Origin of the sequence: Aquincola sp. J276, from assembly GCF_024700035.1 — a bacterium.
Classification (GTDB): Bacteria; Pseudomonadota; Gammaproteobacteria; order Burkholderiales; family Burkholderiaceae_C; genus Aquincola; species Aquincola tertiaricarbonis.
The window spans coordinates 3,781,939-3,801,575 of the sequence record NZ_JAJONC010000001.1; the positions used below are offsets into that span (position 1 = coordinate 3,781,939).

The window sequence follows — 19,637 nt, forward strand, 5'->3', positions numbered from 1 at the left end:
CATCACCTGGTTTTCGGGCTTTCGCCCACTGGCCGCGTTGGTGGTGGGGCGCCCGGGTAAACTTTTACGACTCAAGCACTTGCAGCACCAACGTGGTCGCGCGGATTATAGAAACAAAAGCCGACGCGCCTGCCGTGCAACGGCTGGTCATCGACGAAAACTCGGCCGGGCAGCGGCTGGACAATTTCCTCCTGCGGGTGTTGAAGGGGGTTCCCAAGACCCACGTCTACCGCGTGATCCGTTCCGGCGAAGTGCGCATCAACAAGGGCCGCGCGGGCGCCGACACCCGGCTGGAGCTGGGGGACGAAGTGCGTGTGCCGCCGGTGCGCCTGCCCGACCGCAGCGAAGCGCCGCCGGCGCCGGCGCGCGAATTTCCGCTGCTGTACGAGGACGAGCACCTGCTGGCCATCGACAAGCCGGCCGGCGTGGCGGTGCACGGCGGCAGTGGCGTGAGCTTCGGCGTGATCGAGCAGCTGCGCCGCGCCCGGCCGCAGGCCAGATTCCTGGAGCTGGTGCACCGTCTGGACAAGGAAACCTCCGGCATCTTGCTGCTGGCCAAGAAGCGCAGCGCGCTCACCGCGCTGCAGGACCAGTTCCGTGCCCGCGACACCGGCAAGACCTATGCGGCGCTGGTGATCGGCAGCTGGCCCGCCAGCCGCAAGGTGATCGACGTGCCGCTGCACAAGTTTCTCGATGCCGCCGGCGAGCGCCGGGTGCGCACTGCCGAGGGCGAGGACGAAGGCAAGCGCTCAATCACGCTGGTGAAGGTGGCGGCCAGCTACGCCCAGTTCACGCTGCTGGACGTGACCATCAAGACCGGCCGCACGCACCAGATCCGCGTGCACCTTCAGCACGAAGGGCATCCGATCGTCGGCGATCCGAAGTACGGCGATTTCGAGCTGAACCGTGAGATGGCGCGGGGGCCGCTGCGTTTTTCGCGCATGTTCCTGCATGCGCGTCGCCTGGCCTTCGACCATCCCGCCAGCGGCCAGCGCATCGAGCTGGCCGCCGACCTGCCCACCGAATGCCAGCAGTTGCTGGCGGAGTTATGACCTTGAATGCCCCCCGACCCCGACGTTTCGACCTGATTGCCTTCGATTGGGACGGCACGCTGTTCGATTCCACCGCGCTGATCGTGCAGTGCATCCAGGGCGCGGCGCGCGACATCGGCGCGGTGGTGCCGAGCGACGCCGACGCGGCCTACGTGATCGGCCTTGGCCTGAACGACGCCCTGCAGCACTGCGTGCCCGGCCTGCCGACCGAGCGCTACCCCGAGCTGGGCGCGCGCTACCGCCACCACTGGTTCGCCCGCCAGCACGAGGTGGTGCTGTTTCCCGGCACGCTGGAGATGCTGCGTGACCTGAAGGCCCGTCACCATTGGCTGACGGTTGCCACCGGCAAGGGCAAGCGGGGGTTGGACGAGGCGCTGGCACATTCCGGCCTGGTGGAGATGTTCGACGGCACCCGCACCGCCGACCGCACCGCCTCCAAGCCCGATCCGCTGATGCTGCACGAGCTGATGCGCGAGTTCGGCACCGAGCCGCAGCGCACGCTGATGATCGGCGACACCACCCACGACCTGCAGATGGCGGCCAACGCCGGCACGCCCAGCGTGGCGGTGAGCTACGGCGCGCATGAACGCGAGGCCTTCGAGGCCTTCGACCCGCTGTTCGTGGCCCATTCGACAAAAGAGCTGCACGACTGGCTGCTGCAACATGCCTGAAAACGCGGCAACGCCGCCCAACGAGGCGCAACTGCTGTGCGATGCGGCCGAGCTGCAGGAGCGCGGGCAGGCCCGGGTGTTCGACCTGCTGCTGCATGGCGCCCCGGCGCGCGGCTTCGCGATGCGCTTCGACGGCCGGGTGGTGGGCTACGTGAACCGTTGCGTGCATGTGCCCACCGAGATGGACTGGCAGGAGGGTCACTTCCTGGACATGGACAAGCGCTGGATCCTGTGCTCCATCCACGGCGCCGCCTATGAACCGGCCGACGGCCACTGCGTGGGCGGCCCCTGCGGCCGCGGCCGGCTGACACCCATCCGCACCGAGGAGTCGGACGGCAAGGTGTATTGGTATCCTTCACGCGACATCCGGCCCGTTGCCTTCGACGCGCCGACATCCGAAAGCGCCTCCTGATGAATCCCCACGACGACGCACCGGCCGCCTCTGGGCTGCCGCCGCATGACGCCGCCCCTCACCGCCCCGCCGCGCCCGCCGTTGCCACCTTGCGTGCCGCCGGGCTGGAGTCGGCGGTGGAACAACTGGCCGATGGCCTGCTGCGGGAGCGCCGCAGCGAGCGCCGCTGGCGCGTGTTCTTCCGCATCGTGTGGCTGGCGATCACGCTGGCGGTGCTGTATGCGCTGTTCGTGCAGCGTGTGCAGCATGTGGCGCCGGCAGGCCCGCACACCGCGCTGGTGGAAGTGCGCGGCGAGATCGCGGCCGACGCCGAGGCCAGCGCCGAGAACATCAACGCCGCGCTCAAGTCGGCGTTCGAGGACGCCAATGCGCAGGCCGTGGTGCTGCGCATCAACTCGCCCGGCGGCAGCCCGGTGCAGGCCGGCATGGTGTACGACGAGATCCGCCGCCTGAAGGCCAAGCACGGCAAGAAGGTGTATGCGGTGGTGGAGGAGATCTGCGCCTCCGGCGCCTACTACATCGCCGTGGCGGCGGACGAGGTGTACGTGGACAAGGCCTCCATCGTCGGCTCCATCGGCGTGCTAATGGACGGCTTCGGCTTCACCGGGCTGATGGAGAAGCTGGGCGTGGAGCGCCGGCTGATCACGGCCGGGGAGAACAAGGGCATGCTCGATCCGTTCTCGCCGCTGTCCGAGCGCCAGCGCGCGCTGGCGCAGTCGATGATCGACCAGATCCACCAGCAGTTCATCGCGGTGGTCAAGGAAGGCCGCGGCCAGCGCCTGAAGGAAACGCCGGACATCTTCTCGGGCCTGTTCTGGAACGGCGAGCAGTCCGTCCAGCTGGGCCTGGCCGACCACATGGGCACGCTGGACTACGTGGCGCGCGAGGTGGTCAAGGCCGAGGAGGTGGTGGACTACACGCCCAAGGACAACGTGGCCGAGCGCCTGGCCAAGCGCTTCGGCGCGGCGATGGGCGAAGGCGCCGTGAAGGCGCTGCGCGCCTTCGGCCCGCTGCGCTGAGCGCCTGCCCCCAGCGGTGGCTGGGGGCCATCGGTTCCGCCCGGCCGCCCCAAGGAACCTGCGCCCCCCTCGGGGGCCACCAGCGCAGTGAGCTTGGGGGCTGGCTCAGAACTGCAGGAAGGTGACGCCCAGGCCCACGCTGGTCTGGCGGAAGTTGTAGTCGGTCAGCGTCTCGCCGTAGCCGCTGAACACCTGCATGTACCAGCGCAGCCCGTTGGGCTGCTCCTTCAGTACCGGGTAGGTGTACTCGAACTGCAGCGCGCCATAGTGGCCGTTCTTCAGCGTCGTGCGGTACAGCAGCGAGGCGGTGGACAGGCCCGGCGCCCAGTTGACCTGGAATTCCCCCCGGCCACGGTAGTCCACCAGGTCGGGATTGTTGTCGGTGTCGATCGACTCCTTGATGCGCTTGAGGAAGCGGGTGGTGAACGACCAGTCGCCCCGTTCGAAGCCGGCGCCCAGGTACACCCGGTTCCAGCTGCGCGACAGCGGATCGGACTGGCCGTTGGACTGGTGCGCGATGCCCAGCTGCGTGTAGCGCCACTGCCAGCCGAAGGGCAGGCTGCGCAGGCCGGGGGAGGTGGCCAGCACATAGGTGGCCTCGGGCTCGTAGTCGGTGTTGCGGAAGGGCTTGGAGTCCGCGCCGTTGTACACCTGCCAGGTGGCCTGCTGGGTGAAGGCCAGCCACAGGTCCGCATTGGGGAACACCAGCCCCTGGGCCGCCTTGGTGCGCAGCGAGACCTGGAACTTGGCCTCGATGCGGCGCGCATTGGGCTGGCTCACCGCCGCCTGCGTGGGCGAGCTGGGATTGCGGTTGATGTTGTTGGTGAAGCGCACCGGCAGCACGTAGTTGGGCCGGTAGCCCACGAAGTTGAAGGTGCCGCGCTTGTCCTGCGGGTCCAGTTCCCAGTACTTGGACAGCAGGCTGCGCTCGCCGTCCGGGCTGTTGGCCGGCGCCAGGGGTGCATCCTTCGGCGCCAGCGTGGAGGTCGCGGGCACCGCCTCGGCCGCGGCCGGCGGCGGCGGCGGGCTGGCGGGCGTGGGATCGGCCGGTGCACGGCCGGCCAGGCCGTCGTAGCAGGCCAGGCGGTCCGCCGCGGGGCCGATGGCCGCGCAGTCGGCCAGCGTCAGCCGCTGGGCGGAGACGGCCGGCGCGGTGCTGGCCGCGGTGGCGGGCACCTGCTGCGCCAGGGCGGGCGATGCGGCGCCGGCCAGGCTTCCGGCCAGCAAGCCGGCCTGGAGGGTGAAGCTGCGGCGCTGGGAGGAGGGGTCGGCGTTTGGCAAGGGCGTGTGGGGTGAAGGCGGAAGTCGGAGGCGCGGCGGGGCGCCGGCGCGCAGTGTAGGGGCGTCACCGGCCGGGCCGTGCAAGCTCAGAGCCAGCCCGCGCGGCGGAAGCGCCAGGCCACGAAGCCGCAGGCGCTGACGATCACGCCCAGCGCCACGGGATAGCCGTACTGCCACTTCAGCTCGGGCATGTGCTCGAAGTTCATGCCCCAGACGCCGACGAAGGCGGTGGCCACCGCGAAGATGCCGGCCCAGGCCGCCAGGCGCTTGGTCACCTCGGACTCCTCGATCGTCACCATCGACAGGTTCACCTGGATGGCGGTGGCGATGGTGTCGCGCAGCGTGTCCAGCGTGGTGTTGATGCGGGTGAGGTGGTCGTACACGTCCCGGAAGTATTCGCGGGTGTTGTCGCACACCCGCGGCACGCGGCCGCTGCTGAGCTTGCCGGTGGCCTCCATCAGCGGCGCCACCGCATGCTTGACCATCAGGATGCGCTGCTTGAGGCCGTACAGCCGCTCGATGTTGGCGCGCCCGCGGCCGCGGTCGAAGATGCGGCTCTCGATCTCCTCCAGCTCGGTCTCCAGCTGGTCGATCACCGGGAAGTAGCGGTCCACCACCGCGTCCATCAGCGCATAGAAGACGAAGCCCGCACCGTGGCGCAGCAGATGCGCTTCCCGCTCGGCACGGCCGCGCACCCCGAGGAAGCCCTGCGTGCTGCGGTTGCGCACCGACAGCACGAAGTTGGGCCCGACGAACACGTTGATCTCGCCCACCTGCAGGCTGCCCTCGTTGTCGATCTCCACCGTGTGCATCACGGCGAACACCATGTCGCCGTATTCCTCCACCTTGGGCCGCTGGTGGCCGTGGCGGGCGTCTTCCACCGCCAGTTCATGCAGGCCGAATTCCTTCTGCATCTGGCGCAGCTCGGCATCGGTGGCATTCAGCAGTGCGACCCAGACGAAACAGTCCTCCCGCTCCACGTAATCGCTGATGTCGTCGACGGTGATGTCCGCCAGTTTCCTGCCGTCCTGGTAGACGACACAGTTGATGAGCATGGGTGCTGTCTCCTCGAGTGGCGGGGACTTTAGCGCCGCGCCCGGGGTGCGGCCCTGCAAATGATTCGCAGCAAGACCGCGACCCGGGGGGAATGACCGCTTGCAGGGGCTGCTGGCGCGCACAATCGTTCCTTGCGCCCACAAGGAGAACATGCATGCAAGGCGACCCCAAGGTCCTCGAATACCTCAATGCCCAGCTGAAGAACGAGCTCACCGCCATCAACCAGTACTTCCTGCACTACCGCATGCTGAAGAACTGGGGCTTCGAGAAGCTGGCCAAGAAGGAGTACGAGGAATCCATCGAGGAAATGAAGCACGCCGACCGGCTGATGGATCGCATCCTGGTGCTGGAGGGGCTGCCGAACCTGCAGGACCTGGGCAAGCTGCTGATCGGCGAGAACGTGGTGGAGGTGCTGCGCTGCGACCTGCAGATCGAGAAGGGCTCGCACGGGCTGCTGAAGGACGCCATCGCCTATTGCGAATCGGTGCGCGACTACGTTTCGCGCGAGCTGCTGGAGGACATCCTGTCGGACACCGAGGAGCACATCGACCACATCGAGACCCAGCTGGAACTGGTGGACAAGATCGGCGAGCCCAACTACCTGCAGCTGGCCGTCGGTGAACTCAGCTGAAGCCGGCTGAATCGTAGGTTTTTACAAACGAGAAGGATTCGCATTCCTGTAGACTGGCGGTCAGCTCACTGCTGTTGCCGCCATGATCGTTTGCCTGTGCCACCGAATTTCCGACCGCGACATCCAGCGCGCCGTGCGTGAGGGCGTCGCCGACTTCGAGATGCTGCAGGACGACACCTGCATCGCACGCAACTGCGGCTGCTGCGAGGATTGCGCCCGCCAGGTGTTCGATGAGGCGGTGGCGGCTGCGGCGCCCTCCCAGGCGCCGGCGCATGTGATCCACATCCACCGCCAGGCCGTGACGGCCTGACGGCGCCTGCCGCTCAGGCCGCGGGCGGGATGCGCAGCATCTGCCCCGGATAGATCTTGTCGGGGTGGCTGAGCATCGGCTTGTTGGCCTCGAAGATCACCGGGTACTTGTTCGGGTTGCCGTAGAACTGCTTGGCGATCTTCGACAGGTTGTCGCCGGACACCACGGTGTACCACTGCGATGCCGGCTCGGCGGCCTGGGCCACCACCAGCATGTCGTTCACGCCGGCCACGTACTGCACGTTGCCGCAGCACAGCAGCAGCTTTTCCTTGGTGGCCTGGTCGGGCACCGTGCCGCTGACCGTGACGGTGCCGCTGGCGCCATCGAACTTGATGTCGATGCCTTCGGTCGGCAAGTTCTGCGACTTCACATAGTTGGTGATGGCCGCGCCGGCCTTCTCGTTCAACGCGGCCACGTCCACCGCGGGGGCGGCGGGTGCGGCGCCTGCCGCGGGTGCCGCGGTCGGCGTGGCTGCCTTGGCTTCGCCGATGTGGAACAGCTTCTCGCCGGCTTCCTTGATGAAGGACATCAGACCCATGGGGTTCTCCTCGTGATTGGTTGGCTGGTGATGCTAGGCACCGGCCATGCCCGGTGGCCCCCACGGATACACCCGGCGGCGTATGTCACGAAGCGCGCACAGGCGTCATGCCCCGCGCAACAGCCCCTTGGTCTCGATGAAGTCCACCACCTCAGCCAGGCCGGCGTGGGTGCGCAGGTTGGTCATCACGAAGGGGCGGTTGGGGCGCATGCGGCGGGTGTCCGCCTCCATCACGCCCAGGTCGGCGCCCACGTAGGGTGCGAGGTCGGTCTTGTTGATGACGAACAGGTCGCTCTTGGTGATGCCGGGGCCGCCCTTGCGCGGGATCTTCTCGCCGGCGGCCACGTCGATCACGTAGATCGTCAGGTCGCTCAGCTCCGGGCTGAAGGTGGCGGCCAGGTTGTCGCCGCCGGACTCGATGAAGACGATGTCGGCATCCGGGAACTTGTCGAGCATGCGGTCCACCGCCTCGAGATTGATCGACGCGTCCTCGCGGATGGCGGTGTGCGGGCAGCCGCCGGTTTCCACGCCCATGATGCGCTCGGGCTCCAGCGCGCCGGCCACGGTCAGCAGGCGCTGGTCTTCCTTGGTGTAGATGTCGTTGGTGACGACCACCAGGTCCCAGCGCTCGCGCATGGTCTTGCAGAGCATTTCGACCAGCGTGGTCTTGCCGGAGCCGACCGGGCCGCCCACGCCCACGCGCAGCGGCGGCAGCTTCTTGGTTCGGCGCGGGATGTGGTGCAGGGCGGTGCTCATGGTGGGCGTGTCTTGGTCAGGAACGGAAGAGGCGGGAGTACTGGGTCTCGTGCCGGGCAGAGAGGATGGCCAGCATCGGCGTGAAGGCCTGGCGCTGGTCGTCGGTGCAAGCCAGCGCGGCTTCCACCACGGCCGGGATGCGCTCGAGCAGCGACTGCAGGATGCGCTGGCCGGCGCTCTGGCCCAGCGGCACCGCCTTCAGCGCGGCCTGCACCATGTTCTCGGCCCAGCCGAAGGCATGGGCCTGCAGCGCGGCGTCCGCCGGGGCGCCGCTGCGCGCGGCGGCCAGCGCGAAGGCCACCGGCCAGGTGGGCGCAGGCTGCAATGCGGCCAGCGTGGCCAGCCGCGGGTCGTTACGGGCGGCGCCGTTGCGCAGCCATTCCACCAGCGAGCGGCCCATCTGCTCGGCCTGCTGGCGCAGCTCCTGGCTTTCGCGGGTGTGGCGTACCCAGTCGTTGAGTTCGGCGATGCGGATGCCGTCGTGCGATTGCCAGGCGGCGAAGGCCTGCGCCAGCACCGGCAGGTCGGCGCGGCCGAGGGCCAGCGCCAGCTGGTCCAGCAGCCAGCCGCGGGCCGTGGCTTCGTTGGTGACGAGGCCGGCGTCGACCGCGGCTTCCAGGCCCTCGGAATAACTGAAGCCGCCCACCGGCAGGGCGGGCGAGGCCAGCCAGATCAGCTGCAGCAGCGCAGGGGCGGGCAGGGCGGCGGTGCTCAATGCGAGTGGCCGTGGTCGTGGTCGTGGCCGCAGCCCGGGCCGTGCACATGCGGGGCCGGGGCAGCCACGGCGATGGGGATGGCGATTGGCTTGCGAGCGGGCTGCGCGGCCACCGGGGTGGCGGGATCGTGGCCGTGGCCGTGTTCGCCGTGCCCATGGTCGTGACCATGCGCATGATCGTGTTCGTGGCCGTGCGCGTCGCCGTGCGCATGCCCGTGCCCGTGCCCGTGCCCATGCCCGCCGGCCGCATATGCGCCGCCTTCCGGCTCGAAGCCCTCGTTCGCTTCCGTCACGATCAGGTGCATGGCCCGCAGCATGTCGGCCAGCACATGGTCGGGCTCCAGCTTCAGGTGGTCGGCCTTCAACTCCAGCTGCACATGCCGGTTGCCCAGGTGGTAGGCGGCGCGCAGCAGGTCGAAGGCGCTGCCGTGGTCTGCGCAGTGGCGCACCACCAGCACCGGCTGCGGCGCGGCTTCCACGCGGATGAGCGAACCGTCCTCGGCCACCAGCACGTCACCGCCGCGCACCACCGTGCCGCGCGGCAGGAACACGCCCAGCCCGCGGCCGGTGGAATCGGTGGCGTCGAAGCGACTTTTCTGCCGCACGTCCCAGTCGAGCGACACGCCGGCCGCACGCTTGAGCAGCACGGCGGCCAGGCCGCGGCCCTGGGGCATCAGTTTGTTGACGGTGAGCATGCTTGTGAGGTGGAGGGCAAAGCAGGATAATAACAACCGTTATAACAAACCCCGGAGCCATCGATGTCGGCACTCAAGCTCACCCAGATCGGCAATTCGGTCGGCGTCATCCTGCCCAAGGAGGTGCTGGCGCGGTTGAAGTTGGAGAAGGGCGATACCGTCTACCTCACCGAGGCCGAGAACGGCGTCACCCTCACACCGTACAGCACCGAGTTCGAACGCCAGATGACCGAGGCGCGCCGGGTGATGAAGAAGCGGCGCGACGTTCTGCGCGAGCTGGCCAAGTAGGCGGGGGCGACGATGCAAGACTGGATCTGGCTCGACCCTGCGGTGATGGCGGCTGTGCATGCGGAGCAGTTGGCTGAGCACGGGGGCGCGCCGGGTACGCGCGACGAGGGTCTGTTGGCCTCGGCACTGGCCCGGCCGCGCAACCAGGCCAACGACGGCGACCCCGACATCGCCGACCTGGCCGCTGCCTACGGCTACGGCTTGGCGCGCAACCACCCGTTCATCGACGGCAACAAGCGCACGGCCTTCGTGACGGTGGAGCTGTTCCTGGCGCTCAACGGCGCCGAGCTGTGGGCCACCGACGCCGACTGCGTGCTCACCATGCTCGACGTCGCCGCCGGTGCCATCGAGGAGCCGGCCTTCGCCGCCTGGATCCGCACGCACAGCCGGCCCCGCTGACTGCCGCCGGGCGGTCAGAACAGGAAGTAGCGCTGCGCCATCGGCAGCACCTTGGCGGGCTCGCAGGTCAGCAGTTCGCCGTCGGCGCGCACGGTGTAGGTCTGGGCGTCGATCTCCATCGCGGGTGTCAGCGCGTTGTGCACCATGTCGGCCTTCGTGATGCCGCGGCAGCCCCTCACCGCGACCAGCGGCTTGTGCAGCCCATAGCTTTCGGCCGCGCCGCTGGCCAGTGAGGCCGCGCTGACAAAGGTGAGCGACGTGTGCTGCACCGCGCCGCCGTAGCTGCCGAACATCGGCCGGTAGTGCACCGGCTGCGGCGTGGGGATGGAGGCGTTGGGGTCGCCCATCGCCGCCGCGGCGATGAAGCCGCCCTTCAGGATCAGGCTGGGCTTGACGCCGAAAAACGCCGGCCGCCACAGCACCAGATCGGCCCACTTGCCCACCTCGATCGAGCCCACCTCATGGCTCATGCCGTGGGCGATGGCCGGGTTGATCGTCAGCTTGGCGATGTAGCGCTTGACCCGCGTGTTGTCGTTGCGCTCGCTGTCGCCGGGCAGCGTGCCGCGCTGCTGCTTCATCTTGTGCGCGGTCTGCCAGCAGCGCAGCGGCACCTCGCCCACCCGGCCCATGGCCTGGCTGTCGGAGCTGAACATGCTGATCGCGCCCAGGTCGTGCAGGATGTCCTCGGCGGCGATGGTCTCGCGGCGGATGCGGCTCTCGGCGAAGGCCAGGTCCTCGGCGATGGACGCATCGAGGTGGTGGCACACCATCAACATGTCCAGGTGCTCGTCGATGGTGTTGACCGTGTACGGCATCGTCGGGTTGGTCGACGAAGGCAGGAAGTTGGCCTCGCCCACGACGCGCAGGATGTCGGGCGCATGCCCGCCGCCGGCGCCTTCGGTATGGAAGGCACACAGCGTGCGGCCCTGGGTGGCGGCGATGGTGTTCTCGACGAAGCCCGATTCGTTCAGCGTGTCGGAGTGGATCGCCACCTGGATGTCGTGCTCTTCGGCCACGCCCAGGCAGCAATCGATGGCCGAGGGCGTGGTGCCCCAGTCCTCGTGCAGCTTCAGGCCCACCGCGCCGGCTTCGGCCTGCTGGCGCAGGGCCTCGGGCCGGCTGGCGTTGCCCTTGCCGAAGAAGCCGATGTTCATCGGGAAGGCGTCGGCCGCCTGCAGCATGCGCTCCATGTTCGCGGGGCCGGGCGTGCAGGTGGTGGCCAGCGTGCCGGTGGCCGGGCCGGTGCCGCCGCCGATCATCGTGGTCACGCCGCTCATCAGCGCTTCTTCGATCTGCTGCGGGCAGATGAAGTGGATGTGGCTGTCGATGGCGCCGGCCGTCACCACCATGCCTTCGCCGGCGATGATCTCGGTGCCCGGGCCGATGACGATGTCCACGCCCGGCTGCACGTCGGGGTTGCCGGCCTTGCCGATGGCCGCGATGCGGCAGCCCTTGATGCCGATGTCGGCCTTGACGATGCCCCAGTGGTCGACGATGAGCGCGTTGGTGATCACGCAGTCCATCGCCTCGTGGGCGCCAGGCCCGTTGGGCACCTGGCTTTGCCCCATGCCGTCGCGGATCACCTTGCCGCCGCCGAACTTCACTTCCTCCCCATGGCCGCCTGCGGCCAGGGTGTAGTCCTTCTCCACCTCGATGATGAGGTCGGTGTCTGCCAGCCGCAGGCGGTCGCCCACCGTGGGGCCGAACATCTCCGCATAGGCGCGTCGTCCGATTCTTGCCATGTCGCGCCGCCTTTTCAGAGTTGGCCTTGCACCAGCCCACGGAAGCCGTGGACGGTGCGGTTGCCGGCGTAGTCCACCAGTTCCACCGTGCGCTGCTGGCCCGGCTCAAAGCGCACCGCGGTGCCCGGCGCGATGTTCAGCCGCATGCCGCGCGCGGCGTCGCGGTCGAAAGTCAGCGCGCCGTTGGATTCGGCGAAGTGGTAGTGCGAGCCGACCTGGATCGGCCGGTCGCCCGCGTTCTCGACCACCAGCGTGATCGTGCGGCGGCCGGGGTTGAGTTCATGCTCGCCGTCGTCGGTGAACAGTTCGCCGGGGATCATGCGCGGCTCCTGGTCAGGCAAAGAACAGCAGGCCGGCGCCGAACAGCGCGGTGCCGCCGCCGGCCAGCCGCGCCATCCATGCGGCGCGGCCGCGCCAGGCGAAGCCCAGCGCCAGCCCGGCCGCATGCAGCAGCGCGGTGGCCATCACCATGCCGGCCAGCGCCGCAGCACCGCCCAGCTCCGTGCCATGCGCTGCACCATGAAAGAGCGCGAAGCCGCCGACCAGCGCCGAGGCCGCCGCCGCCGGCAGTGGGCTGCGCAGCGCCACGAGCAGGCCGAGCACCAGCAGCGAGGCGGCGATCACCGGCTCGACGGCAGGCAGCCGCAGGCCGGCCGCCGCCGCCAGCGCACCGGCCAGCAGCAGCGCGGCGAAGACCAGCGGCAGCCGGGCCGCAGCCGCGACGCGGCCGCCCGGCGACGTCGCCTGCGCATCGGCCGCCGGCAGCGCCGTCGCGCCCCAGGCGCCCACCGCCAGCATCGCCAGCAGGTGGTCCAGCCCGGTGAACGGATGCAGCAGCCCGGCCAGCAGGCCGTGGTGCGCGGCGCCGTCGCTGCCGCCATGGGCCGAGGCGATCAACGGGAAGGCGGCGGCCAGGCCCAGCAGGGCGGCGCGGCAGGGGCGAGGGGTCATCGGCGGTCCTTCATCAACGTATGGGAACGGGCAGGCCGGCAGCGCCACAACGGTGCGCCGCCTGGCCGGCTCATGCAATGGGTTGGTGCACCGTCACCAACTTGGTGCCATCCGGAAAGGTGGCTTCCACCTGGATCTCCGGGATCATCTCGGCGATGCCGTCCATCACGTCGGCGCGCGACAGCACGGTCTTGCCTTCGCTCATCAGCGCGGCCACGGTCTTGCCGTCGCGGGCGCCTTCCATGATGGCGGCGCTGATCAGCGCCACCGCCTCGGGGTAATTGAGCTTGAGGCCGCGGGCCTTGCGGCGCTCGGCCAGCAGGGCGGCGGTGAAGATCAGGAGCTTGTCCTTCTCGCGGGGCGTGAGTTCCATGCACCGGCCGTCAGCAGGATGGATGCCAGTGCCGCGGCTTGGTGCGGTTCTTGATCCGTTCCCGGCATGGTGGAAGACAGTACGGCGCCGCAACAGCGCATGGGCGACGCGCCGCAACGGGTGGTCAAGGTCCGGCGCGACTACAACAGCTGGGTCGGCAGCGAGACCATGGAGGACTATGCGCTGCGCTTCACCGCGCGCTCGTTCCGCAAGTGGTCGGAATGGCGGGTGGCCAACACCGCCTTCGGCGCCGCCTCCTTCCTGGTGCTGGAGGCGGTGGGCGCCACGCTGCTGGTGCAGTACGGCTTTGCCAGCGCCTTCTGGGCCATCCTGTGCACGGGGCTCATCATCTTCGCGGCCGGCCTGCCCATCAGCATCTACGCCGCCCGCTACGGCGTGGACATGGACCTGCTGACCCGCGGCGCCGGCTTCGGCTACATCGGCAGCACCATCACCTCGCTGATCTACGCCAGCTTCACCTTCATCTTCTTCGCGCTCGAGGCGGCGGTGATGGCCTATGCGCTGGACCTGGCCTTCGACATCCCGCCGGCCTGGGGCTACCTGATCTGCGCGCTGGTGGTCATTCCGCTGGTGACGCACGGCGTGACGATGATCAGCCGGCTGCAGGTGTGGACGCAGCCGCTGTGGCTGCTGATGCTGGTGCTGCCCTTCGTCTACGTGTTCCATGCCTATCCCGGCGTGCTGAGCGAGCTGTCGGGCTACGGCGGCAGCCACGACACGCCGCACTTCAACCTGCTGGGCTTCGGCGCCGCGCTCACGGTGGGCATCGCGCTCATCACGCAGATGGGCGAGCAGGCCGACTACCTGCGCTTCATGCCCGAGCCCACCACGCCGCGCTCACGCATGCGCTGGTGGGCGGGCGTGCTGGTGGGCGGGCCGGGTTGGGTGGTGCTGGGCGTGGTGAAGATGCTGGCCGGCACGCTGCTGGCGTACATCGCCATCTCGCACATGGTGCCGGCCGAGCGGGCGGTGGACCCCAACCAGATGTACGTCAACGCGTGGAACCTTGTGTTCCCGCACTACGGCTGGGCGGTGGCGGCCACGGCGCTGTTCGTCGTCATCTCGCAGCTCAAGATCAACGTCACCAACGCCTATGCCGGCTCGCTGGCCTGGAGCAACTTCTTCGCGCGGCTGACGCACAGCCACCCGGGGCGCGTGGTGTGGGTGGTGTTCAACACGCTGATCGCGCTGATGCTGATGGAGCTGGACGTGTTCCAGGCGCTCGGCCACGTGCTGGGCCTGTACTCCAACCTGGCCATCAGCTGGATGATGGCGGTGGTGGCCGACCTGGTGGTCAACAAGCCGATGGGCTGGAGCCCCAAGGGCATCGAGTTCAAGCGCGCATTCCTGTACGACGTGAACCCGGTGGGCGTCGGTGCGATGGGCATCGCCTCGGTGCTGTCAGTGGCGGCGCACATGGGCGCCTTCGGCGAGCTGGCGCAGGCCTTCTCGGCGGTGATCGCGATGGTCACGGCCTTCGTCGCCTCGCCGCTGATCGCCTGGGCCACTGGCGGGCGCTACTACCTGGCACGCCACGACGGCGCCGGCCCCCCACCGCCGGTGGTGCCGGGGCGGCGCATCTTCCGGCTGGTGCCCGAGGGCAGCAGCGCCGGGTCGCGGCCGGCGGCGCTGGCCGCCTACGGCCTGCAGCGCTGCTGCATCTGCGAGCGCGAATACGAGCACCCCGATATGGCGCAGTGCCCCGCCTACCAGGGGCCGATCTGCTCGCTGTGCTGCTCGCTCGACGCCCGCTGCGACGACCTGTGCAAGCCCGATGCGCGGCTGTCGGCGCAATGGGCGGCGCTGCTGCGCAAGCTCATGCCGCGGGCACTGTGGCCTTCGATCGACTCCGGCCTGGGCCACTACCTGATGGTCATGCTGATGGTGGTGCCGGTGCTGGCGCTGCTGTTCGGCGCGCTCTATGCACATGAACTGCGGCTGCTGGGCGAGGCCGGCGTGGCGGTGCAGCCGGCGCTGCGGCTGGGCTTCGTCAAGGCCTTCGCGGCGCTGCTGCTGGTCTCGGGCATCGTGGCCTGGTGGCTGGTGCTCACGCACAAGAGCCGGCAGGTGGCGCAGGAGGAATCCAATCGCCAGACGCAGGCGCTGCACGAGCAGACGCAGGCCCTGCAGCGCGAAGCCGAATCCCACCGCCGCACCGACGCCGCGCTGCAGGAGGCCAAGCGCGCGGCCGACGCGGCCAACCAGGCCAAGAGCCGCTACATCACCACCATCAGCCATGAGCTGCGCACGCCGCTCAACAGCATCCTGGGCTATGCGCAGCTGCTGGAGGAGGACGAGGCCATGCCCGAGCACCGCAAGCGTGCGGTGAGCGTGATCCGCCGCGGCGGCGACCACCTGCTGAGCCTGATCGAGGGCACGCTGGACATCGCGCGCATCGAGGGCGGCAAGTTCAACCTCAGCCCGCAGCCGATGCGCTTCCGCGAGTGCGTGCACGAGCTGTCGCGCCTGTTCGAGCTGCAGGCCGCCGGCAAGGGCATCGCCTTCGAGCCGCAGATCGCCGACAGCCTGCCCGACGTGGTGCGCGCCGACGAGAAGCGGCTGCGGCAGATCCTGATCAACGTGCTGGGCAATGCGGTGAAGTTCACCGCGCAGGGCCGCGTGGCCTTCCGCGTGACCTGGGCGCGGGAGCTGGCGCGCTTCGAGATCGAGGACTCCGGCCCCGGCATGAGCGACGCCGAGCTGGAGCGGGTGTTCGAGCCCTTCATGCGCGGCTCGGCCGCCGGCATGTCCGCCAGCGGCGGCACCGGCCTGGGCCTGACCATCGCCAAGATGCTGACCGACCTGATGGGCGGCGAGATGACCGTCAAGAGCCAGCTGGGCGCGGGCAGCAAGTTCACCATCCGCCTGTTCCTGCCGGAGATGCGCGCCGCGCTGGCGATGCCGGCCATCGTGCAGCAGCGCCGCACCGGCTACGTCGGGCCGCGCCGCAAGGTGCTGGTGGTGGACAACGAGGAGCTGGACCGCGGCTTCCTGGCCAGCGTGCTGGAGCCGCTGGGCTTCGAGGTGGCGCAGGCCGCCTCGGGCGAGGAAGCGCTGGCTCGGGTGGAAGGCCTGGCGCCCGACGTCATCCTGATGGACCTGGCCATGCCCGGCATCGACGGCTGGGAGACCCTGCGCCGGCTGCGCGCGCAGGGCCTGAGCGCGGCGCCGGCGGCCATCGTCTCGGCCAATGCCTTCGACAAGGGGCTGGAGAACGACGTGGGCATCACGCCCGAGGACTTCATGGTCAAGCCGGTGCGGGTGGGCGAGCTGCTGGACTGGCTGGGCCGGCGGCTGCAGCTGCAGTGGATCGACGTGTCGGCGGCCTCTTCGGTGCCGCGGGTGCTGGAGGCCGCGCCGGCCGCGCCGCCGCCCGACGACGGTGGCAGCGTGCCCCTGCCGCCGCGTGCGCAGCTGGAGGAACTCGACAAGCTGGTGAGCCTGGGCTACGTGCGCGGCATCGTGCGCAAGCTCGACGAGATCGAGGCCGCGCATGCCGGCTCGGCCCGCTTCGTCGCGCGCATGCGTGCGCTGGCGCAAGGTTTCCAGCTGGATGCCATGCACACTGCGGTGCGGGAGGGCTTGGCGATGGAAGTTTCTGAGCGGCCGGGTGCCCGGCCCGCGGACGTGTCATGACAGTGCAGACGAGTGCCTTCGACCGGGCCGCCGGCGACGTGGTGCTGATCGTCGACGACCAGCCCGACAACCTGTCGATGCTGCACGACGCGCTGGACGAGAGCGGCTACACCGTGCTGGTGGCCACCCATGGCGAAGGCGCGCTGCAGCGCGCGGCGCAGGCGCAGCCCGACATCGTGCTGCTCGACGCGATGATGCCGGGCATGGACGGCTTCGAGGTGGCGCGCCGCCTCAAGGCCGACCCGGCCACGGCGGCCATCCCCATCGTCTTCATGACCGGCCTGACCGAGACCGAGCATGTGCTGGCCGCCTTTGCCGCCGGCGGGGTGGACTACGTCACCAAGCCCATCCGCCCGCGCGAGGTGCTGGCCCGGCTGGCGGCCCATGTGAACAACGCGCGGCAGGCGCACCAGGCCCGCAGTGCGCTCGATGCCTTCGGCCATGCCACGCTGGTGGTGCGCGCGGGCGACGGCCGGCTGGTGTGGCAGACCGCGCTGGCGCGGCAGATGCTGCAGCAATGGTTCGGCGGCGACAGCCCCTGGACACCGCCGCCGCTGCTGGACTGGGTGCGCCAGCAGGTAGCCGCCGGCGCGGTGGGCAGCGCCTCGCAGGCCGGCTCGCTGGTGCAGGGCGCGCGGCGGCTGCACTTCACGCTGCACGAGAGCACCGGCGAGGACGAATGGCTGATCGTGCTGCGCGAGGCCAACGACGCCGCGATGCTGGAAGGCATGATGCTCGCCTTCAAGCTCACCGCACGGGAGGCCGAGGTGCTGTACTGGGTCGTCAAGGGCAAGACCAACCGCGACGTGGGCGATATCCTCGGCGCCAGCGCCGCCACGGTGAAGAAGCACCTGGAACGGGTGTACGAGAAGCTGGGCGTCGAGACCCGCACCGCCGCCGCCGCGCTGGCCATCCAGCGCGTGCGGCAGCTGGGGCGCTGAGGCGGGCATCGGCGCACACACGCATGCGGCTCAAGCACATCGAGGTCTTCAACGCCATCATGCTCACCGGCAGTGCCAGCGCCGCGGCGCGGCTGCTGCACGTGACGCAGCCGGCCATCACCCAGGCGCTGCAGCATGCCGAGCTGCAGCTGGGCTATTCGCTCTTCACCCGCCAGCGCAACCGGCTGGTGCCCACGCACGAGGCGCAGTCGCTGTACCCGGAGGTGCAGCGGCTGATGTCGCAGCTGGAATCGGTGCGGCGCATCGCCACCGCGCTGGGCAGCGGCGAGGACAGCGAGCTGCGCATCCTGATCGTCCCTTCGCTGGCGGTGCATGTGCTGCCGGCGGCGCTCAAGCGCTTCAGGCGCCGGCACCCGAAGCGGCCGGTGTCGATCCAGACGCTGCACACCCGCGAGATCGCCCGCGCCATCGCGCTGCAGGAGGGCGACGTCGGCATCGTCTACGGCAGCCTGGGCCACCCGGCGGTGCATGAGGAGCGGGTGGCCACCGGCCGGCTGGTGTGCGTCACGCCGCAGGGCGAGCGCGCCGACCGCCGCACCACGGTGGCGCTGGAGGACGTGGTGCGCACGCCCTTCATCCGCATCGACGAGCGCGACCCGGTGGGCGCCATGCTGGCCGACCAGTGGAACCGGCTGGGCCACACGCCGGCGCCGGGCATCACGGTGCAGACGCACCACATCGCGATGCTGCTGGCCGAGCAGGGCTTCGGACCGGCCATCATCGATTCCTTCACCGCGCACGACAGCCGCAGCCGCAGCCTGCATGTGCGCACGCTGCTGCCCGAGGTACCGGTGGAGGTGCGTGCGCTGCTGCCGCAGGGCCTGCGCTCGCCGCAGCCGGTGGCGGATTTCATCGAGGCCTTCGGTGCCGCGGCGGGCGCGGCGGCCTGATTCAGCGGGGCGGTTTCAGGCGCGGTCGGTGGGCTGCACTTCGGCCAGGCTGTCGCAGCCGCTGCCGGCGGCAATCCAGCGCAGGGCCATGTGCCGGGCCACCGGTGCCAGCCAGCGCAGCGGCCGGAGGCAGGTGGCGTGCGGTGTGCGACACCATGCCGCAGCGGTAGCGGCCCTGTTGCCACACCAGCGCCCGGCAGCGGCCGGTGCGGCGGCGGCTCACCAGCATGCCGACCGGGCAGGGCTCGGCCGCGCAGCACACGCCGCAGCCGTTGCAGGGCTGGCCGGCGGCGGGCTTGGTCGGTGCATCGCTGCGCAGCATGAACACGCGGGTCATGGTGCGCATCATCGGCCGCCCGTGGCCGGGCCGGCGGGCGGAAAAGCGGGCTGCGCCAGGGCCTGCTCCGGCGGCTGGGCCGACAATGCGGCCCATGAATGCCGACGCCATCGTCCATCTGCTACGCCAGCGCCTGCCCAACCTGATGGCGGTGTACGCCTTCGGCAGCCGCATCCAGGGCACCGCCGATGCGGACAGCGACCTCGACCTGGCCGTGCTGGTGCCGGGTTATGCCGAGCCGGTGGCCTTGTGGTCGCTGGCCAGCGAGGTGGCGGACGTGGCGGGCTGCCATGTCGACCTGCTGGACATGCGTGCTGCCTCCACCGTGATGCAGCACCAGGTGCTGACCACGGGCGTGACCTGGTGGCGGCGCGACGACGACGTCATGATGTGGGAGGCGGCCATGCTGAACGAGATGCTGGCGCTGGACGAAGCGCGCGCGCCGCTGATGGCAGACATCCTTCGTCGGGGCAGCGTCTATGGCCAATGAGGTCCTGCTGAACAAGGCTGCTGCGATCGAGCGCTGCGTGCGCCGTGCGCGGGAGGAATACGAGCGCGGCCCAGACAGCTTCGCCACCGATTTCACCCGCCAGGACGCCGCCATCCTGAACATCCAGCGCGCTTGCGAGGCCGCGCTGGACATGGGGCAGCACCTGGTCCGGCGCGACCAACTTGGCCTGCCGCAGAGTGCGCGTCAGGTCTTCGACCTGCTGGCTCGGGCCGGCCATATCGATGTGGCGCTGGCGGACGCGATGAAGCGCATGGTCGGCTTCCGCAACATCGCGGTGCACGAGTACCAGAAGCTTCAGTTGCCGATCACGGTGGCCATCATCCGCGACCACCTCGACGAATTTCTCCGGTACAGCCGGGCGCTGATCCAGCGCGACGAGCCGGCCGCCTGA

General features: G+C 69.6%; 24 protein-coding genes. 13 read left to right on the forward strand and 11 right to left on the reverse strand.

Annotation, left to right across the window (positions count from 1 at the left end):
• Nucleotides 1-134 precede the first annotated feature (134 nt).
• Genes LRS14_RS17645 through sppA form a run of 4 tightly spaced genes read left to right on the forward strand, consistent with a single transcriptional unit; the run spans nt 135 to nt 3,154 of the window.
• On the forward strand, nt 135-1,052 hold the full coding sequence (locus tag LRS14_RS17645) for an RluA family pseudouridine synthase (protein WP_257800349.1): 918 nt from the start codon (nt 135-137) through the stop codon (nt 1,050-1,052).
• Entirely contained in the window at nt 1,049-1,723 is a 675-nt protein-coding gene (locus tag LRS14_RS17650; RefSeq protein WP_157039658.1) for an HAD family hydrolase, read from the forward strand. The genes LRS14_RS17645 and LRS14_RS17650 overlap by 4 nt, the downstream gene beginning before the upstream one ends.
• Complete coding sequence (locus LRS14_RS17655) at nt 1,716-2,135, forward strand: Rieske 2Fe-2S domain-containing protein (RefSeq protein WP_257800350.1); 420 nt, start codon at nt 1,716-1,718, stop codon at nt 2,133-2,135. Before LRS14_RS17650 ends, LRS14_RS17655 begins: the two co-directional genes overlap by 8 nt.
• Nucleotides 2,135-3,154, forward strand: coding sequence for a signal peptide peptidase SppA (gene sppA, locus LRS14_RS17660; protein WP_257800351.1), 1,020 nt, complete (start codon nt 2,135-2,137; stop codon nt 3,152-3,154). Before LRS14_RS17655 ends, sppA begins: the two co-directional genes overlap by 1 nt.
• A gap of 105 nt (nt 3,155-3,259) precedes the next feature.
• Here the strand turns inward: sppA and LRS14_RS17665 are convergent, their stop codons facing one another.
• Together LRS14_RS17665 and corA are read right to left on the reverse strand one after the other, a co-directional pair.
• Nucleotides 3,260-4,435, reverse strand: coding sequence for a phospholipase A (locus LRS14_RS17665; protein ID WP_257800352.1), 1,176 nt, complete (start codon nt 4,433-4,435; stop codon nt 3,260-3,262).
• 86 nt (nt 4,436-4,521) lie between these two features.
• Complete coding sequence (gene corA, locus LRS14_RS17670) at nt 4,522-5,490, reverse strand: magnesium/cobalt transporter CorA (RefSeq protein ID WP_257800353.1); 969 nt, start codon at nt 5,488-5,490, stop codon at nt 4,522-4,524.
• A gap of 155 nt (nt 5,491-5,645) precedes the next feature.
• Here corA and bfr point away from each other — a divergent pair, with 155 nt between their 5' ends.
• Together bfr and LRS14_RS17680 are read left to right on the forward strand one after the other, a co-directional pair.
• Nucleotides 5,646-6,122, forward strand: coding sequence for a bacterioferritin (gene bfr, locus LRS14_RS17675; RefSeq protein WP_046114651.1), 477 nt, complete (start codon nt 5,646-5,648; stop codon nt 6,120-6,122).
• A gap of 82 nt (nt 6,123-6,204) precedes the next feature.
• Nucleotides 6,205-6,432, forward strand: a complete 228-nt coding sequence (locus LRS14_RS17680) for a bacterioferritin-associated ferredoxin (RefSeq protein ID WP_046114650.1) — start codon at nt 6,205-6,207, stop codon at nt 6,430-6,432.
• Nucleotides 6,433-6,445: 13 nt separating this feature from the next.
• Here the strand turns inward: LRS14_RS17680 and lysM are convergent, their stop codons facing one another.
• From lysM to ureE, 4 genes are all read right to left on the reverse strand, one after another.
• Nucleotides 6,446-6,970 carry a peptidoglycan-binding protein LysM gene (lysM, locus tag LRS14_RS17685; RefSeq protein ID WP_257800354.1) on the reverse strand — a complete coding sequence of 175 codons (525 nt, stop codon included), beginning with the start codon at nt 6,968-6,970 and terminating at the stop codon, nt 6,446-6,448.
• Between the two features lie 105 nt (nt 6,971-7,075).
• Nucleotides 7,076-7,726: an urease accessory protein UreG gene (gene ureG / locus LRS14_RS17690; RefSeq protein ID WP_257800355.1), complete on the reverse strand. Its 651-nt coding sequence runs from the start codon at nt 7,724-7,726 to the stop codon at nt 7,076-7,078.
• A 16-nt stretch (nt 7,727-7,742) separates the two neighbouring features.
• Nucleotides 7,743-8,441: an urease accessory protein UreF gene (locus LRS14_RS17695; protein ID WP_257800356.1), complete on the reverse strand. Its 699-nt coding sequence runs from the start codon at nt 8,439-8,441 to the stop codon at nt 7,743-7,745.
• Nucleotides 8,438-9,136, reverse strand: coding sequence for an urease accessory protein UreE (gene ureE, locus LRS14_RS17700; RefSeq protein WP_257800357.1), 699 nt, complete (start codon nt 9,134-9,136; stop codon nt 8,438-8,440). The genes LRS14_RS17695 and ureE overlap by 4 nt, the downstream gene beginning before the upstream one ends.
• 63 nt (nt 9,137-9,199) lie before the next feature.
• Here ureE and LRS14_RS17705 point away from each other — a divergent pair, with 63 nt between their 5' ends.
• Both LRS14_RS17705 and LRS14_RS17710 read left to right on the forward strand, forming a co-directional pair.
• Nucleotides 9,200-9,424, forward strand: a complete 225-nt coding sequence (locus tag LRS14_RS17705; RefSeq protein ID WP_046114645.1) for an AbrB/MazE/SpoVT family DNA-binding domain-containing protein — start codon at nt 9,200-9,202, stop codon at nt 9,422-9,424.
• Between the two features lie 12 nt (nt 9,425-9,436).
• Complete coding sequence (locus LRS14_RS17710; RefSeq protein WP_257800358.1) at nt 9,437-9,823, forward strand: type II toxin-antitoxin system death-on-curing family toxin; 387 nt, start codon at nt 9,437-9,439, stop codon at nt 9,821-9,823.
• Nucleotides 9,824-9,837: 14 nt separating this feature from the next.
• Here the strand turns inward: LRS14_RS17710 and ureC are convergent, their stop codons facing one another.
• The 4 genes from ureC to ureA form a co-directional block, all read right to left on the reverse strand.
• Nucleotides 9,838-11,565, reverse strand: coding sequence for an urease subunit alpha (ureC, locus tag LRS14_RS17715; protein WP_257800359.1), 1,728 nt, complete (start codon nt 11,563-11,565; stop codon nt 9,838-9,840).
• 14 nt (nt 11,566-11,579) lie between these two features.
• Nucleotides 11,580-11,885: an urease subunit beta gene (locus LRS14_RS17720; RefSeq protein ID WP_257800360.1), complete on the reverse strand. Its 306-nt coding sequence runs from the start codon at nt 11,883-11,885 to the stop codon at nt 11,580-11,582.
• A 13-nt stretch (nt 11,886-11,898) separates the two neighbouring features.
• Nucleotides 11,899-12,516 (reverse strand): HupE/UreJ family protein, encoded by a 618-nt coding sequence (locus LRS14_RS17725; RefSeq protein ID WP_257800361.1) that lies wholly within the window; start codon nt 12,514-12,516, stop codon nt 11,899-11,901.
• 70 nt (nt 12,517-12,586) lie between these two features.
• The gene (gene ureA / locus LRS14_RS17730; protein ID WP_046114640.1) at nt 12,587-12,889 is read right to left on the reverse strand and encodes an urease subunit gamma; all 303 of its coding nucleotides are present in this window, start codon (nt 12,887-12,889) and stop codon (nt 12,587-12,589) included.
• Between the two features lie 66 nt (nt 12,890-12,955).
• Here ureA and LRS14_RS17735 point away from each other — a divergent pair, with 66 nt between their 5' ends.
• Genes LRS14_RS17735 through LRS14_RS17745 form a run of 3 tightly spaced genes read left to right on the forward strand, consistent with a single transcriptional unit; the run spans nt 12,956 to nt 18,398 of the window.
• Nucleotides 12,956-16,546: an ATP-binding protein gene (locus LRS14_RS17735; protein WP_257800362.1), complete on the forward strand. Its 3,591-nt coding sequence runs from the start codon at nt 12,956-12,958 to the stop codon at nt 16,544-16,546.
• On the forward strand, nt 16,543-17,487 hold the full coding sequence (locus tag LRS14_RS17740; RefSeq protein ID WP_257800363.1) for a response regulator transcription factor: 945 nt from the start codon (nt 16,543-16,545) through the stop codon (nt 17,485-17,487). Before LRS14_RS17735 ends, LRS14_RS17740 begins: the two co-directional genes overlap by 4 nt.
• Before the next feature lie 23 nt (nt 17,488-17,510).
• A complete protein-coding gene (locus LRS14_RS17745; RefSeq protein ID WP_046114637.1) occupies nt 17,511-18,398 on the forward strand; it encodes a LysR family transcriptional regulator in 888 nt (295 codons plus the stop codon).
• A 1-nt stretch (nt 18,399) separates the two neighbouring features.
• Here the strand turns inward: LRS14_RS17745 and LRS14_RS17750 are convergent, their stop codons facing one another.
• A complete protein-coding gene (locus LRS14_RS17750) occupies nt 18,400-18,735 on the reverse strand; it encodes a hypothetical protein (RefSeq protein ID WP_310740843.1) in 336 nt (111 codons plus the stop codon).
• Nucleotides 18,736-18,829: 94 nt separating this feature from the next.
• On the opposite strand from LRS14_RS17750, the gene LRS14_RS17755 reads away from it, so the two are divergent.
• On the forward strand, nt 18,830-19,225 hold the full coding sequence (locus LRS14_RS17755) for a type VII toxin-antitoxin system MntA family adenylyltransferase antitoxin (protein WP_046114636.1): 396 nt from the start codon (nt 18,830-18,832) through the stop codon (nt 19,223-19,225).
• Nucleotides 19,215-19,637 carry a type VII toxin-antitoxin system HepT family RNase toxin gene (locus LRS14_RS17760; protein WP_046114635.1) on the forward strand — a complete coding sequence of 141 codons (423 nt, stop codon included), beginning with the start codon at nt 19,215-19,217 and terminating at the stop codon, nt 19,635-19,637. Before LRS14_RS17755 ends, LRS14_RS17760 begins: the two co-directional genes overlap by 11 nt.